Annotated in this window: 14 protein-coding genes; 6 read left to right on the forward strand and 8 right to left on the reverse strand. The window is 49.1% G+C overall.

Annotated elements, in window-relative coordinates:
• Window positions 1–355: 355 nt before the first annotated feature.
• Entirely contained in the window at window positions 356–2,407 is a 2,052-nt protein-coding gene (locus Dpoa2040_RS18295) for a phage head-binding domain-containing protein (RefSeq protein ID WP_246867214.1), read from the forward strand.
• Window positions 2,408–2,657: 250 nt separating this feature from the next.
• A complete protein-coding gene (gene folE / locus Dpoa2040_RS01090) occupies window positions 2,658–3,326 on the forward strand; it encodes a GTP cyclohydrolase I FolE (RefSeq protein WP_168639992.1) in 669 nt (222 codons plus the stop codon).
• Here folE and Dpoa2040_RS01095 read toward each other — a convergent pair.
• Window positions 3,314–3,463, reverse strand: coding sequence for a hypothetical protein (locus tag Dpoa2040_RS01095; protein ID WP_168639991.1), 150 nt, complete (start codon window positions 3,461–3,463; stop codon window positions 3,314–3,316). The two genes, folE and Dpoa2040_RS01095, sit on opposite strands and share 13 nt — an antisense overlap.
• 11 nt (window positions 3,464–3,474) lie before the next feature.
• On the opposite strand from Dpoa2040_RS01095, the gene yeiB reads away from it, so the two are divergent.
• The gene (gene yeiB / locus Dpoa2040_RS01100) at window positions 3,475–4,623 is read left to right on the forward strand and encodes a DUF418 domain-containing protein YeiB (protein WP_246867215.1); all 1,149 of its coding nucleotides are present in this window, start codon (window positions 3,475–3,477) and stop codon (window positions 4,621–4,623) included.
• Here the strand turns inward: yeiB and sanA are convergent, their stop codons facing one another.
• The gene (sanA, locus tag Dpoa2040_RS01105; RefSeq protein WP_168640017.1) at window positions 4,624–5,379 is read right to left on the reverse strand and encodes an outer membrane permeability protein SanA; all 756 of its coding nucleotides are present in this window, start codon (window positions 5,377–5,379) and stop codon (window positions 4,624–4,626) included.
• A gap of 185 nt (window positions 5,380–5,564) precedes the next feature.
• A complete protein-coding gene (gene rimO, locus Dpoa2040_RS01110; protein WP_173024001.1) occupies window positions 5,565–6,968 on the reverse strand; it encodes a 30S ribosomal protein S12 methylthiotransferase RimO in 1,404 nt (467 codons plus the stop codon).
• Between the two features lie 307 nt (window positions 6,969–7,275).
• On the opposite strand from rimO, the gene Dpoa2040_RS01115 reads away from it, so the two are divergent.
• Entirely contained in the window at window positions 7,276–8,400 is a 1,125-nt protein-coding gene (locus tag Dpoa2040_RS01115) for a PQQ-dependent sugar dehydrogenase (RefSeq protein WP_168639994.1), read from the forward strand.
• Between the two features lie 67 nt (window positions 8,401–8,467).
• Here Dpoa2040_RS01115 and Dpoa2040_RS01120 read toward each other — a convergent pair whose 3' ends face one another.
• Together Dpoa2040_RS01120 and Dpoa2040_RS01125 are read right to left on the reverse strand one after the other, a co-directional pair.
• Window positions 8,468–9,085 (reverse strand): glutathione S-transferase family protein, encoded by a 618-nt coding sequence (locus Dpoa2040_RS01120; RefSeq protein ID WP_168639995.1) that lies wholly within the window; start codon window positions 9,083–9,085, stop codon window positions 8,468–8,470.
• Window positions 9,086–9,550: 465 nt separating this feature from the next.
• Window positions 9,551–10,369, reverse strand: coding sequence for an alpha/beta fold hydrolase (locus Dpoa2040_RS01125; RefSeq protein WP_146411325.1), 819 nt, complete (start codon window positions 10,367–10,369; stop codon window positions 9,551–9,553).
• Window positions 10,370–10,890: 521 nt separating this feature from the next.
• Between Dpoa2040_RS01125 and Dpoa2040_RS01130 the strand changes: the two genes are divergently transcribed.
• Window positions 10,891–12,096 carry a serine hydrolase gene (locus Dpoa2040_RS01130; RefSeq protein ID WP_168639996.1) on the forward strand — a complete coding sequence of 402 codons (1,206 nt, stop codon included), beginning with the start codon at window positions 10,891–10,893 and terminating at the stop codon, window positions 12,094–12,096.
• A 56-nt stretch (window positions 12,097–12,152) separates the two neighbouring features.
• Here the strand turns inward: Dpoa2040_RS01130 and deoR are convergent, their stop codons facing one another.
• Window positions 12,153–12,923 (reverse strand): DNA-binding transcriptional repressor DeoR, encoded by a 771-nt coding sequence (gene deoR / locus Dpoa2040_RS01135; RefSeq protein WP_042873881.1) that lies wholly within the window; start codon window positions 12,921–12,923, stop codon window positions 12,153–12,155.
• A gap of 447 nt (window positions 12,924–13,370) precedes the next feature.
• Window positions 13,371–15,059, reverse strand: coding sequence for an aspartate:alanine antiporter (locus Dpoa2040_RS01140; protein WP_042870171.1), 1,689 nt, complete (start codon window positions 15,057–15,059; stop codon window positions 13,371–13,373).
• Window positions 15,060–15,407: 348 nt separating this feature from the next.
• Here Dpoa2040_RS01140 and Dpoa2040_RS01145 point away from each other — a divergent pair, with 348 nt between their 5' ends.
• Entirely contained in the window at window positions 15,408–15,779 is a 372-nt protein-coding gene (locus Dpoa2040_RS01145; RefSeq protein WP_042873882.1) for an inner membrane protein YbjM, read from the forward strand.
• 188 nt (window positions 15,780–15,967) lie between these two features.
• Here the strand turns inward: Dpoa2040_RS01145 and Dpoa2040_RS01150 are convergent, their stop codons facing one another.
• Entirely contained in the window at window positions 15,968–16,225 is a 258-nt protein-coding gene (locus tag Dpoa2040_RS01150; protein ID WP_042870173.1) for a GrxA family glutaredoxin, read from the reverse strand.
• Window positions 16,226–16,448: the final 223 nt, after the last annotated feature.

Below are 16,448 nucleotides of genomic sequence, written 5' to 3' on the forward strand. Positions count from 1 at the left end.
TGTCGTTGTGACAACGTGAGTCTACCACCTGTGCTGATGTGGCTCTTGCTACGAGGCAATGAAGCTCGGATTGACGCCAGTCGAAGCCCCCAACATGCGTATGTGTTTTTTGTCTCGTATGCCCGTCTGTGTTGCATACCTGCACGCCGTAAAATATTGCCCCATGTTCTGCCGATAGATTCAGGTGAATACTGGTCGTCGCCTCGACCAGTGCGTGAAGTCACATTCGACAAATGACCATGGGTTATAAATTGTGTTTGTTGTGTACGCAGCTATTGACCTGCCCCTCATTGATTAACAAACCGCGATGTTAGTAATGTCCTCGGTGACTACTAACGCCCGGAGAAAATAAATAATGGCGGATTCACTTATCCCTAATATCGTTGTATCAATGCCTTCTCAATATTTCTCTCTTGCCCATTCGTTCAAGGCTAATGCCAACGGTAAGATTTACATTGGAGCCATTGATACCGATCCAACCATCCCAGCCAATCAGATTCAGGTCTATGTCGAAAACGAGGATGGCAGCCACGTACCAGTAGCACAGCCAATCGTTATTAATGCTGGCGGCTATCCGGTATACAACGAACAAATTGCCAAGTTCGTTACCGTTCAAGGTCATTCGATGGCGATTTACGATGCCTACAATGAGCAGCAATTTTATTTCCCTAACGTTCTGAAGTATGAACCGGATCAATTAAGAATCGACCTGTCTTCCAGCACTGGGACCTACCTTATAGGAAAGGGTGATCAGACATTAGATGAATATCTAGAATTTAATAAACGCGAGTTCGATAACTCATGGAGACGTTATGTAGGTCACATAACAACTATGCAAAAAGAAGGCACATATTCTGGGGAAGTTCATTATAATCCGGTTAGTGATGATGGGAAAACCATTGGCAACTATACGTTTGAATCTCCGGTTATTATAGATTTTGCATCAACATCTGATTATGTTGTCCCTTCATCAGGAGTGATATTTAAACTCGGTGTAAATGGACTTACACAAATTGCTAATTTTTCACAGGACAACTATCGGTTAAAAAACTTCACAGCGATTGGCGGAACTCCGGAAATTGCAACATTTGAGCCATTCACTGGATTAACCGCCGTGATAGAAAATGTGCGCATCATAAATAATGGAGAGCCATCAAAATATGCAATTAATTTCAAAGGGCAAAATTGGTGGCCCACCGTATCGAACAGCATATTTAAAGACTACACAGATAAAAAAGGAAATTTCTGTAAAGCGATAGATGACGGTGGGGAATCATCAATACGACGCAGTGGAAATAGCAGGTTGCTTTTTACTGGAAATAAGGTTTGGTTTGGTGGATCAGAGCTTGGTGGAAGTATGTTAACCGCAAGCGCCGTATTCAATATTATCAGAGATAACGCTTGTGAACATGCTGAAAACGCTGTTGTTTTACAATATCCGTCCGCATTTAGCTGTATAGACGGCCTATATGCTGAGTGTTTTTTTGGAGGTGGAAAGCAAATACTTATCGGAGATAAAGATGCAGAGCCATCTATGTCGACAATGCCAATGTATGGCATAAAAATAAAAAATATCTATTTCAATAATCATTCACAACAGTCGAATCGGCTGATCGCTGCCGGAAATAACACGGTAGCGATTATTGATCTCGTAATTGACGACGTTACCATTACAAACCCTAATGTCAATGCGCCAGTTATTGAAGTTAACGATGTTCCTGGTCAGTCAATTTATGTCGGTAATATATCGTCAGGCGGAATGCCGTTAATAAACAAAACCAATAATGCTGTTAAAATAATTGATATTAATGGGAATTTCATAAAATCGCTGAACGGAAATCTAGCATCTGGAGGGCCTGATTCATTTACTGTTAAAAACGGAAGGATGAATGTATTTGGCAACTGTTTCATTAATTCAAATGGAACGTTTAGCGTATCAAGATATGCATCGGGCGATCAGTATCAAAAAAATAGAGAGTCTAAAAACTATGCTGCAATGACAGTAACCGCAGGCACATCATGCGGATTTGAGTGGCAAAACCCGCGTTATACAGATATCTCTGGCAGAACAGCAACCGTACAATTCTTAGCTAAATCTAGTACCACGGTTTCTGTGATCGTCTTGGTAAAATGTAAGTATCAGGGAGGAGTAATTACGTTAGCGGCGTCAGCAGAAACAATTAATGGAGGGGATTTTCAAGAATTCACAATTCCATTCTACGCGTCTCGCACAGATAATGACGATGCCGTGCTTTCAGTTGAATTGCGCATAGATGCATCATCTACAGTAGATGTTTATGTATGCGCATACAGGCTAAATAGAGGCGAAACGGGATTGTGTAGAGCGGCAACTGATTTTACGAGAGGCGAAATAGATGCGCTGCTACCGCAATACGTGTTTATATAGCTAATATTGCGTGACACAACCGCGCTGTAATGTGACGAGCTGTGCCGTATTGCAGCGTAAAGGAGCGACGTGAGCGGGATGGATGTGGTAGTGGATCGAAAAATTAGTGCAAAACACCCATATCATCTTGCTTTCATTTTTTCTCTCCAGCTATCACAATCGCTGGATAATCGTCAGGCTCTCCATTAGAGTTGTGGGCTACGTTGGCTCCGGGCAACGTCAGACAGAAAGACACCTGCTGGAGAAAAAAATGTCGGCTGTATTAACAAAAGAAGCAGCTCTGGTTCACGAAGCATTGTTGGCGCGTGGACTGGAAACCCCACTGCGCGGCAAAATGCTGGAGAATGAAACCCGTAAGCGCCTCATCGCTGAGCACATGACGGAAATCATGACCCTGCTGAACCTCGATCTGGAAGACGATAGTCTGGCGGAAACGCCTCACCGCATCGCTAAAATGTATGTGGAAGAGATTTTTTCCGGTCTGGATTACGCCAACTTCCCGAAGATCACTATCATCGAAAATAAGATGAAAGTAGACGAAATGGTGACGGTGCGCGACATTACGCTGACCAGCACCTGCGAACACCATTTTGTGACTATCGATGGTAAGGCGACGGTGGCCTACATCCCGAAAGAGGGGGTGATTGGGCTATCTAAGATCAACCGCATCGTGCAATTTTTCTCTCAGCGCCCACAGGTGCAGGAGCGGCTGACTCAGCAAATTCTGGTTGCATTGCAGACGTTGCTTGGCACCAACAACGTGGCAGTATCGATTGACGCAGTGCATTATTGTGTTAAGGCACGCGGTATTCGTGATGCCACCAGTGCTACTACCACCACCTCGCTGGGCGGTTTGTTCAAATCCAGCCAGAATACCCGTCAGGAATTTCTGCGCGCGGTGCGTCATCACCACAACTGATTACTATTGTTGTTCGTTTTCTGGCGGTTAACCGCAACCGCCAGAAAATTATGGGCATTTGCCGTATCAGTCACTACAATTCGCGAATACGTCCCTGTATTTGCTAAAAACCATGCCGCCACCGCCTCATTCTTCATCTCGTATCCCTATGCTGGACTTCGCTCGTGGGTTGGCGATGCTTGGCATCCTGTTGATGAACATTGTTTCGTTCGGCTTGCCACATGCTGCGTACCTTAACCCGGCGTGGCAAGGGCCGCCATCTACCGCTAATGCCTGGGCATGGGCGCTCATGGATATGGTGGCGCAGGGGAAATTTCTTACGTTGTTTGCACTGCTGTTTGGCGCCGGACTGCAACTGCTGCTAAAACGCGGCAAGCGCTGGATTCATGCCCGGTTATTCTGGTTGATGATATGTGGCCTGCTGCACAGTCTCTTTCTGTGGGACGGCGACATTCTGCTGGACTATGGACTGATCGGGCTGGTGTGTTATGGCATGTTGCGTCATGCCGACAGCACTCGCATGTTGCTGCGTACCGGCGTCGTGTTGTACCTGATGGGTCTGGCGATGCTGGTGGTGTTGAGTCAGGTGTTGAGCCAGGACGGCGGGAATTTCTGGCAACCGGGACCAGCCGAGGTGACCTATGAAGCCTGGTGGCTGACTCAGGGGGGGGTTGAAGCCTGGTGTAACCGTCTGTCACTACTGAATGAAAGTCTGCTGTCATTAGGCATTCAGTATGGCTGGCTGCTGGCCGGGTCGATGCTGTTGGGTGCAGCACTGATGCGCAGTGGTTGGTTGAAGGGGCAGTTTAGTCAGCGCCATTACCGCCGTGTTGCACTGTGGTTGTTGCCGCTGGCGTTGCTGATTAACGGGTTGGGTATCATGGCTCAGTGGCAACTGCAGTGGGACTATCGCTGGTGCGGTTTATTGCTGCAAATTCCGCGAGAAGTGGGGGCACCGCTGCAGGCGATTGCGTATCTGGCGTTGTGTTATGGATTCTGGCCGGTGCTGGCGAACTGGCGGCTGACCCGCTGGATAGTGAATGTCGGGCGTATGGCGTTAAGCAGCTATCTACTACAAACCCTGATTTGCACTACGCTGTTTAATCGTTTTGGCTGGTTCATGCAGTTGGAACGCTGGCAGCTATTGCTGGTGGTGCCACCGGTGTGGCTGTGCAATTTGCTGGCAGCGCGTATCTGGCTGGGTATTTTCCGACAAGGGCCAGTAGAGTGGTTATGGCGTTGGCTGACGGCACAGGTAGCGGGGCCGATTTCAGCGCAGTCCGCAAATGAGCCGTGATTAACGGGAAGACGACGTGGATGGTTTCTGCCGTAACGGCGGCTCTACGCGTGAATCCTGCTCGTTCATGAATTCTGGCGGTACCGCTGGATAGCTAGGTTCATCATCCGAAATTTTATATTCAGACGGAATGGGTACCTGTGGTCCCAGGAAACGAGGCTCACGCTTGAGGATATAAAGATCGAACAGGGTGCCCAGCCGGGCGCCAAATTCCCGCAACCGTACCTGCCAGATATCCTTGGGTGAAGGCACTGCGAAACACTGCGCCTGAATGCCCTTGTGCAGGGCGATAAACAACGCGCGTTCGCAATGAAACCGCTGGGTAATAATAGTGAAATCGTTGGTATCGAATACCCTGCGGGTTCGCACGATGGAGTCCAGAGTACGAAAGCCGGCGTAATCCAGCACGATACTGGTGGGAGGAACTCCGGCAGCGATCAGGTCGCGCCGCATGGTCATCGGCTCGTTATAGCTCTGCTGCGCATTGTCGCCGCTTAGCAGCAAGTAACTGATTTTACCGCTGTTATAAGCATTGATCGCACCCTGAATACGGAACAGGTAATACTGGTTGATAACACCAGTACGGTAATACTTGGCTGTACCCAGCACCACCCCGACCTGACGCGGCGGCAAGTCCTGCACATCCTCGTAGATATAAGGCGCGGTTCGCCAGCTAATACAGCGGTCAAGCAGAAATGCGCTGCAGGCCATCACCAGAACTGTGGCAAAAAGGCCAAATATCAGTCGTTTCCACATGCTGCTGCCTTCATCCGCATGGAGTAGAAAGTCATCATGGCGTAGATAGTCATGAGGCAAGGCTACTTGAGGTGCCTGAGTGACGCAAGGCGAACTGTCTGGAAGCGGCAAACATTGCTGATTTTTTGGGCATAATCGTGGGTGGAAGAACCGGCCAGGGGGTAATCCAGCCGGTTAGCAGGGGATCAGACCAGGCTGCCCCATAAGTCGTATTCGTCGGCGTGTTCAATCTTCACGGTAACCAGATCGCCAACCTTGACCCGTTTTTCACCGTTCAGATAGACCGCGCCATCGATCTCCGGTGCATCCGCCATGCTGCGACCGATGGCTCCTTCTTCGTCCACTTCATCGATCAGCACGTTCAGTTCTCGCCCGATTTTAGCCTGCAGACGCTGACTGGAAATCTGTTGTTGTACCTGCATGAAACGATGGTAACGTGCTTCTTTCACGTCTTCCGGCACCTGATCCGGTAGTTCGTTTGCCGCAGCGCCCTCAACCGGGCTGTAACGGAAGCAACCTACGCGATCCAACTGCGCTTCTTGCAGGAAATCCAACAGCATCTGGAAATCGTCTTCGGTTTCGCCGGGGAAGCCGACAATAAACGTTGAACGTAGGGTGAGGTCAGGACATATCTCGCGCCAGCGCTTAATGCGCTCCAGAGTACGCTCCACCGCGCCGGGGCGTTTCATTAGCTTGAGGATTTTCGGGCTGGCGTGTTGCAACGGAATATCCAGATACGGTAGCACCTTGCCAGCCGCCATCAGCGGAATAATGTCATCCACATGCGGATAGGGGTAAACATAGTGCAGGCGCACCCACAACCCCAGCGTTGACAATTGTTCGCACAGGCTGACCATACTGGTTTTCACCGGCTGACCGTTCCAGAACCCGGTGCGGTGTTTGACATCGGCGCCGTAGGCAGAGGTATCCTGAGAAATGACCAGTAGTTCCTTCACTCCCGCTTCTGCCAGCCGTTTGGCTTCATCCAGTACAGAGCCGATGGGACGGCTGTCCAAATCGCCGCGCATCGATGGAATGATACAGAAAGTACAGCGGTGATCGCAGCCTTCAGAAATTTTCAGGTAGGCGTAGTGACGTGGCGTCAGCTTTACGCCTTGCGCCGGGATTAAGCTGGTAAACGGATTATGTTCCGGCTTCGGGACATAATGATGCACGTGGTTAAGAACCTGCTCATAGCTGTGCGGACCAGTGATTTCCAGCACTTTTGGATGCACTTCGCGGATGTGATTCTCTTTTGCACCCAGGCAACCGGTCACAATGACTTTACCGTTTTCGTTGAGCGCTTCGCCAATAGCTTCCAGTGACTCCTGTACTGCGCTATCGATGAAGCCACAAGTATTGACGATCACCAGATCGGCGTCATTGTAGCTTGGTACAACCTCATACCCTTCGGTACGCAGTTCAGTCAGGATGCGCTCCGAGTCCACCAGGTTTTTCGGACAACCGAGACTGACAAAGCCAATCTTGCGGGACTGATCCTGGCTGGTACCCGCGGATTGATCGCTCAGCGCTTTTTGCGGTGCCGACAATGTGGTGGTTTGTGATGGATCGAAGGTGTTAACAGTCATAGCGTCTCATAACATCGGGTTGGGGCGGAAAAATGCGGCGGATTATACCTGAATCATCGTCAGGAAACAGTCCTGTGCGATGAAAAAACAACCAGCAAGCGTGGTGTAGCCGTGACCGTCGCTGATGACATCAAAAAGATGCAAATTTGAGTAAACTTTACCTGGTGGTCGGGTTCAACATGCGAGTAGTTTGGTTTTACGAGTAGCTTGGTTTTATGAGTAGCCTGGTTTTACGAGTTGTTTTGCATTCTGTGTCGTTTGGTATGTGGTGCTCTGATTATCATCACCAATAACAGGGAGAATTGACATGCTTTTGTCCCGCTTTCGTTGTGTTACCTTGCTGGTGTTGGCGGCGGGGGGGTTGTTTTCTGTGAGGCTGTTTGCTGCGCCGACAGTAACCGTGTTGCAGGATAATCTTGATCACCCCTGGTCGATGGCGTTTCTGCCAGACGATCAGGGATTGTTGCTGACTGAGCGTTCAGGTCAGTTGCGGTACTGGCAGACCGGGAAGGGGGTATCAGCGCCGATTGACGGCGTCCCGGCGGTGTTTGCCTATTCGCAGGGCGGTTTGCTGGATGTGGTGTTGTCACCAAACTTTCGCCAGAATCGTCGCGTATACCTGAGTTATGCTGAGTCAGGGCCAGCAGGACTGGCGGGAACGACAGTCGGATATGGCGTGCTGTCGGATGATATGCAGCGGCTTAACCACTTCACTGTGATTTTCAGGCAATTGCCGAAACGTTCGACCGGTGCGCACTTTGGCGGTCGAATGGTGTTTGATAAGCAAGGCTATCTGTTTATTGCATTGGGTGAAAATCAGCAACGTATGCTGGCCCAGGATCTGGGTAGCTTGCAGGGGAAGCTGGTACGCCTCACGCCCGATGGACAAGTTCCGGCTGATAATCCCTTTGTGAATCATACCGGGGCCAGACCGGAGATTTGGGCCTACGGATTACGCAATCCACAGGGACTGGCGCTTAATCCGTGGTCTGGTGATGTGTGGGAAAGTGAGCACGGCCCACGAGGCGGTGATGAGGTGAATATTCCCCGACCGGGAGAAAATTACGGTTGGCCGCTGGCGACTTATGGCATCGATTACTCAGGGCAGAAAATTCCGGAGTTTCAGGGAATGGAGGTAGATGGTGCCGCCAATCCGATTTATTACTGGAAAGTCTCACCAGCCATCAGCGGCATGACATTCTATAACAGTGGTCGTTTCCCAACCTGGCGGCATTCGTTATTTATCGGTGCACTGTCTGGCACCAGCCTGATTCGGCTATCGCTGGAGGGGGATCGTGTCATTTCCGAAGAGCGTATGCTGACAGAGCGGAACGAGCGTATTCGAGACGTGCGAGTCGGGCCTGATGGCTATCTCTATGTATTGACTGACCAGGATGACGGTAACTTGCTGAAGATTGGGCTGGCTGAGTGATGAAACGCTTTGCTGCTGATGTACCTTGTTGTGCAGGTGCGCCCGAAAGTGGGCGCACGCGGTGATATCAGGTTAGTGGTAGCATCACGGTCTGGCGGAATGCGTCCCGTTCGGTCAATTGCTGATACCAGCGTTCCAGATGCGGGCGAGGCTGGCGGTTAATCGGCAGGTTGAACCAACTATAAGCGATGCATCCTATCGGGATGTCGCCAATACCGAATTCGTCGCCGGACAACCAGCGCTGCTTTGCCAGTATGGTGTCAGCAATACTGAATAATTTTTCGCAATCGGCAATCCCGGTATCGACATCCTGCATGTTGCGTTTTTCCGGGGCGGTGCGTACCAGATTGATGAATACCTTCTTGTATGGATCAGTGAAACTCGTTGCCCAGTCCAGCCATTTGTCGATGCTGGCCTGGATTTTCGGATTAGCGTGGTAGAAACGCCCCTGGCCATATTGTGCAGCCAGATAGCGTACGATGGCGTGTGATTCCCACAGCACCAGCTCGTCGTCCTGTAAGCAGGGGACTAACCCGTTGGGATTCATGGACAGATAATCAGGGTCGTGGTTGCGTCCGAAGTGTCCTCCTGCCGGCACCAGCTGATACGCCAGTCCGAGTTCTGCTGCGCACCAGCGCGCTTTCTTCACATTGGTCGAATTTTCACGACCCCAGATTATCAACATCGCATTACTCTCCTTTGTGTTGCTTTGGTGCTTAAAAGTCAGCGGGGTATCACGCTGTTCGGGCAGTATTAGCTTGTTGTCACTATATCCATCGCAACGGTTTGATGTCACTGATTATGACAAGGTGATAAACCAGCAGCGCTGGATAAAAACGCAACTGCCAATACCGGATAGATAACAATGATAAAAAATTGGTGGGAACAGGACAGGGGGACAACAACAGTGGGAGATGTGTCGGTTCAGGCGGATGAGACTATGGGATGAACGGTCTTCTTCTGAATCTGGCTCGGTCTGGTGGCTCAAAGATGAATGGTAAGGTATTTTTTGACGGTTCTGTTCATCGGCGAACTGACTGAAAAACCGTGCTAATAATCTCGAATGTCGCCGATAAATTAATATTATTTGATAATTTATGTCATACCCAAGACCCTGAAATTATTCAGGGACCTGGCAGTATGTTTTTCGTTATGCGAAAAATGATATTATTCTTTCTGCTACTTGCTTTGCTGCTTTCCTGTTTTCAAGATCGAGAAAGTGACCGGCTTCAGGAATCGTAGTAAATTCACAAGAGTTGATATACTTTTCCATTTTTTTGATATCGTCAGCGGTAGTGTATTCGTCATCTTCACCATTCAGGAAAAGCACTTCAGCATTAATGTCTTTAAATATTTCAATATAGTTATCTTCCTTAAGCGTGAGTACCTGGTCTATATGGAAGTTAACCTGCTGAAATGCGAACTCGCTCATGGAGGATATATGCTTCAGATTAATATGCTTTAATAAAGGCGGTAAAAATTTACCTACTTCATTATTGAGCAACTCTGCTGCTTTTTCAAATTCCTTCGAATGGATGTAATACTTGGCTCGTTGAATATAATCGCGCATTTTGTCGTTAAGATGTGCTGAAAACGACGCGATTACGGCTTTCTTGATCTGTTTAGGCTTATGCGACAAGGCAAGCATTGAAGACAGTCCACCCCACGAGATCGACAGGAGGTGGTCCGGTTCAAATGTATCGATGAGATGAAGCAGAATATTGACTTCATCGTTTTTAGTTATGACTCTATCCAGCGTGTTGTAAGGCAACGATTCACCAATAAACGGTAAATCAAAAAGAATTATATTATATCTGCTGGAGAGGTTTTTTACGGTGTTTTTGAATGCCGCCGTTGTCGATAGTGCTCCGTTAACCATAATAATGGTTTCATGTGCAGGATCGGAAATATGCCTTTCAACATATATTTTCCATGAGTCATATGTGACAATGCATTTTTCTATTGACATGATAAAGTCCCTTTTGTTTGCCCGGCCAGGGGCATGGCGCTATCGTTAGACCATTTTTAGTATTGAGATTTAACCGGATTAATAATCCTTCCTCTTAAAAAGCTTAAGGAATAAAGGAGTTATGCTTCTTGTTAATATATTGACACGATTAATTTATCACATTATTTGGGATGAGATAAATGGCATCTAATTTATTTGCACTATTAAGCTTTCTAAAAAGAAATAGCAGATTGAAAATGCTGAACTAAGTGCTATGCCAAGACTATTTCGTCAGTAATTTTCATTAGTTCGACAGGAATGTAGGAGCGATGGCGCTGTAATGGTGTAAACCATGACATTATCATCTGGTAGTAGTGAGTCTGACTGTGCGCTCATACAGGTTTTGCTGGTTTTTTTGTCTTTTTTGACGAACTTTACAGAATTAACGATTCTATTCTCAGGTATGACCGGCTACCTTGTACCATCTGGAGTGAGTAAACTGATTGAAGATCCTCACTTTTAACACGTTATGGACCACGCGCATGAAGAGAATGACACCTCCCATTTCCTGGGGACGCGTCGTCGTTGTGGCTGCCACGGTGCTGATGACGGTTTCTCCGGTGCTTCGGGCGGAGCAGATGCCGCCGCCGCAAATTGACGCTCAAGCTTTTATCCTGATTGATTACGCCAGTGGGCGAGTGCTGGCGGAGTCGAATGCTGATGCCCGACTGGAACCCGCCAGCCTGACTAAAATTATGTCCAGCTATGTGATTGGTCAGGCGATCAAAGTCGGTAAGATTAAGCCAGAAGATAGCGTGACCGTTGGAAAAGACGCCTGGGCTAATGGTAACCCAGCGCTACGCGGATCATCGCTGATGTTTCTTAAACCGGGTGACCAGATTCCGGTGTCCGATCTCAATAAAGGGATGGTGATCCAGTCTGGCAATGATGCCAGCATCGCTCTGGCGGATTATGTTGCAGGTAGTCAGGATGCGTTCGTCAGTTTGATGAACCAGTATGCGGCCTCCCTTGGGTTGACGAACACCCATTTTCTCACTGTGCATGGTTTGGATACGCCGGGGCAGTACAGCACGGCCCGCGATATGGCACACCTGACTCAGGCGTTGATCCGCAATGTACCGGTCGAATACGCGTTGCACAGTGAAAAAGAATTTACGTTCAATAATATTCGCCAGCCAAACCGAAACCGCTTGCTGTGGAGCAGCAATTTGCATGTGGATGGCGTGAAAACCGGTTATACCAGTGGCGCAGGGTACAGTCTGGTGGCTTCGGCTGTTGATGGCGATATGCGCTTGATTTCGGTTGTACTGGGCACGTCCTCTGATGCAGTACGCTTTCGGGAGAGTGAAAAGTTGTTAACCTGGGGATTTCGCTTTTTTGAAACGGTGATACCAGTACGCAGTGATGCGCCCTTTACCACCCGGCGAGTGTGGTTGGGTACAGCAAACCAGGCCCGATTGGGTGTTGCACAGGATGCAGCGCTAACCGTTTCGAAAGGGCAGATGAAAAACCTGAAGGCCAGCTTCACGCTGACGCAACCGCAGCTCAAAGCACCGCTGAAGAAAGGGCAGGTCGTCGGGACCATTGATTTCCAACTGGATGGCAACAGTATCGGCCAACGGCCGCTGGTGGTGATGGACGACATACCGGAGGCGGGGTTCTTTGGTCGCTTGTGGGATAGGATATTGATGACCTTATCCGGTTGGTTTGGCGGTCTATTCGGTTGACCGACTGGAGATTGCAAGTCTTCTGGCTGAGCCGCAGGGGCAACTGCGGCGATGGGTCAAGGCGCGATCAACTGAATGTTGTTGGCTTTGAGATAGTGCACGATGTCAGTGTCCGGCGTACGGTTGGTAATCAGCATATCAAATAAAGTCAGTGCACCGATGCGCGCGGGTTTGCGTTTGCTGAATTTGCTACTGTCTGCGATTAAAATCACTTGTTGAGATAACGCCATGGCGCGGTGTTTCATTGCCAGTTCGGCGAAATTAAAACAAGTTGCGCCAGCCTCCGTGTCAATTCCCCCTGCTGAAATAAAAGCTTTGGTCGGACAGATCTGGTCCAGTTCGTGCTGGTGTCCTAGCGGAGTAAAAATGGCATTGTCAGGATGAAATTCCCCGCCGCACAGAATAATCCGCCCATTCGGTTTGCCCTGCAACGCCAGAAAGGTATTGAGCGAATAACAAATACCGGTAAACGGCAAGTCGTCTGGAATAGCGGCGATAATGAAAGGTATGGTAGTACCGCAGTCGAAGAACAGTGTATCGTTTGGTTCGATACAGGCGGCAGCCAGTTCACCTGCGATGCTCTTTTCTACAACATGTTTGGCCTGTTGATCAGAAACGACATAATTATTGGCGCTGTTAGCTTTTGGATCACAGACTATGTAGCCGCCCAGCAGTACCACCGATGCATCTGGCCGGGCGCTCAGGTCGCGTCGGACTGTCATCTCAGAGACGCCAAGCAGTTGCGCTGCATCCTTCAGATGTAATTTGTCGGTTTTTTTTAAGGTCTGAGCCAGTTTGTTGAGTCTTGCTGCGCGACGCGTTTCCATGTTTTCCTCAATAATGCCTGTCAGACGTGCCCGATGCAGAATATCCACCACGCACTACGTCATCCGTCATGGTAATGACTGAATCAGGATAGATGATAGGGTGAAAAGAAAAGCACTGGGATGATTAACCGCAGACAATATGTGCTGATTATTCTCAGAGATGGGGTAGAAATATAACCTCATGGAATGTAGGGCGCAAATCTATCGTGCAAATGTTATAACGTGCCAGACCTTATTAGACCGAGTAATAAAGCCAACGCACCTGCAATTTGACGTTTGACGAGTATAAAAGAAAATGCCCGTCGTTCTTGAACCTAACCGGCGTGAACGACGGGCTCCTCAATTCAGGGATATCAAAGAAAAGCAGTGGCACTAATTCAGACTTTACCTTTGGAAAAAAGTTCTGTGTGATTCAAAAAAAAACTGACGTTGATTTACAAAATGACGTCAACCGGGCAGTTGTGGCCAGATAATCACAATCAACGAACCGGCCAGTGTCAGCAACACGTTGGCGATCGCATAGGTTCCTGCGTACCCCAGCGCTGGAATATTGCTGCGGGAGGCGTCGCTGATAATCTCCATCGCCGGTGCGCAGGTACGCGCCCCCATGATGGCGCCAAACAGCAACGCCCGATTCATGCGCAGCACATAAGCACCAAACAAGAAGCAGACAACAACCGGCAACAGGCTGACAATCAGCCCGGAAAACACCATCTGGATGCCGATATCGCCAAAGCTGTGGTTAATAGTACTACCTGCGCTTAGCCCGACTCCTGCCATGAACACCATCAATCCAAACTCTTTCACCATATTCAGTGCGCCCTGCGGGATGTAACCGAAGGTTGGGTGGTTGGCGCGTAAAAAACCGAGCATGATGCCGGAAAACAGCAAACCTGCCGCGTTACCGATGCCGAAGGAAAAATTGCGGAACTGGAAGGTGATCAACCCGACCATGATACCGATGATGAAAAAGGCACAAAACGCCAGCAGGTCGGTGACCTGGCTATGGATGGAGATAAAACCGATGCGGTCAGCAATGCTTTTCACCCGGCGGGCATCGCCGCTGACCTGCAGCACATCCCCTTTGTTTAGGACTACGCCGTCATCGATCGGCATTTCGATCTGGCTACGAACGATGCGGTTGAGGAAACAGCCATGATCGGTCAGTTTCAACTGGCTCAGGCGTTTACCCACGGCATTATGGTTTTTTACTACAATTTCTTCTGTCACGATCCGCATATCCAGCAGCTCGCGCTCAAATACTTCCTTGCCGTCGCGGAAATTGGGGTTGAGGCGAGCATGGGCATCCGGATATCCCACCAGCGCTATCTCATCCCCTAATTGCAGCACGGCGTCGCCATCCGGTGTCGCCAGAATGCCATTACGGCGGATACGTTCAATGTAACAACCCGTCTGACGGTAAATGCCCAGCTCACGCAGGTTTTTACCACCGGCCCAGGCTACCAGCTCCGGCCCGACCCGATAAGCGCGAATGATCGGCAGGTAAATTTTGCGCTGGCTGTCGGCATCCAAACCACGTTCGCGGGCTATCTGTTGTGCACTGGTTGGCAGATCCTGATGCTGCAGTTTCGGCAGATATCGGGCACCGAAAATCAGGCTCACCAGACCGATAAGATAGGTCAGCGCATAGCCGAGGCTCAGTTGCTCCTGCGCCATCGACAATTGCGGGCCGAGGTTAATGGTGTTGCGCAACGTATCGCCTGCTCCTACCAGCACTGGCGTTGACGTCATGGCACCTGCCAACATACCAGCGGTCAGGCCGATGCCCCAACCGAATACCTTACCCAGCATCAGGGCGATCAATAATGCGCTGCTGACCATCACCAGTGCCAGCATCAGATAATTTTTGCCGTCGCGGAAAAAAATCGAAAAAAAGTTAGGTCCGGCTTCCACGCCAACACAAAAGATAAACAGCATAAAACCGAGATTGAGCGCATCGGTGTTGATAGCGAAATGCTGTTGTCCTAACAGCAACGACACTACCAGAACGCCAATGGAATTGCCGAGTTGCACCGAACCAAGCCGCAATTTTCCCAGACAAAGACCTAAACAGAGAACTACAAACAACAGCAGAATGTAATTCCCGTTTAACAAATCAGCGACGTTTATATTCATGGAATGTAACTTGTTGTTTACCGTTAACTTATTGATATAAAAAGTAATTTGAACTAAATTTACCTCATTAAAGAGGTTCCGGCCATGTCTGAATGACAATATGGCGATTTAAGAAAAGCGTGAACCCCGTTATTCATTATCCGGCAATGCCTCAAAAGACGGGGAATACCGTCCGATATGGTTGCGCCATTTTAGTGATTTCTCCGACGGACAAACAGCCGATGAGGCTGATAAATCAGCGCATCGTTGGCGTTTTGTCCCATCAGGGCTGTTTACCGCGACATGATTGAGGTGAGTGATGATCGTTGCTCGTCATGCGCGGCGTTACTCTATTTCGGGGAGGTTCGCATGACAGGTAACAGAGGGTGGTTGGGCGTAGTCAGCTGTTTTGTCTTGTTTACGCTGGTATTTCTCAGTCAAAAGATGCGTATTGTGGGTACGTCGTTGGAAGATGGTTTTCATGGGGACCCCGGTATGTTGTTGTTTTTACTTCCAGGGATGGTATCGAGCTACCTGTCGCGTAATCGGCGCTTGCGTTATCCCTTAGCAGGCGCATTGCTGGCCATGCCTCTTTGCCTGCTGGTGCTGCAGGTGTGGCATTTTTCCAGCCTGTCGTTCTGGCAGGAGCTGGCTTATGTCAGCGGAGCGGCGTTTTGGTGCTTGATGGGGGCATTGGCTTTCCTGTTTTTGCGTGCGGTCGGCCTGCATTATTTTTGCTAAACATTCTATTTTCACTAGAAACTATATTTTCACCAGAAACTATATTTTCGGCGGATACGATGGATACCGGTAACTGATGACACGGTAACGCTGGTATTTAGGGGCGAGCGATGACTGGCAGAAAAACACAAAGGCGCAGTTAGCGCCTTTGTGTTTTTCGCAGCAGCCTTGTTGCCGTAAAAACGGGATTACTGGAACAGATGTTCTCTGGCGTAGGCTTCGAAATCAGTGCAGCCGCCAATGTGTTTTTCATCCAGGAAAATCTGGGGTACGGTTTCTACCGGTTTTCCCACCGTTTTGGACAAATCGTCTTTGCTGATGCCTTCGGCGTGAATATCAACATAACGGTAATTAAAATCGTCACGCTCTTCGGTCAGCTTCTCAGCCAATTCTTTGGCACGGACACAATAAGGGCAACCAGGACGACCAAAAATAACTGCGTACATGTGAACTCCTTAAACTACTCATTTTGTCTGGGTATCGCTGTAATCAGCGATACTCCTATTGTAAACGGTTCTTAGCCAACTGCATTACTATGCCTGTAATCTGGGGTTATCTAAAGTCGTCATTGCCTGTTGCACCAATCAGCGCCATCTATTGGCCGAATACCGCCATACTCACCGTGTACCTTGCTTAAAATCGCTAATGGCATTGGTCTGCTTTCTGGTC

Source organism: Dickeya sp. CFBP 2040, assembly GCF_012273755.1.
In the GTDB taxonomy this organism is placed as follows: domain Bacteria; phylum Pseudomonadota; class Gammaproteobacteria; order Enterobacterales; family Enterobacteriaceae; genus Dickeya; species Dickeya poaceiphila.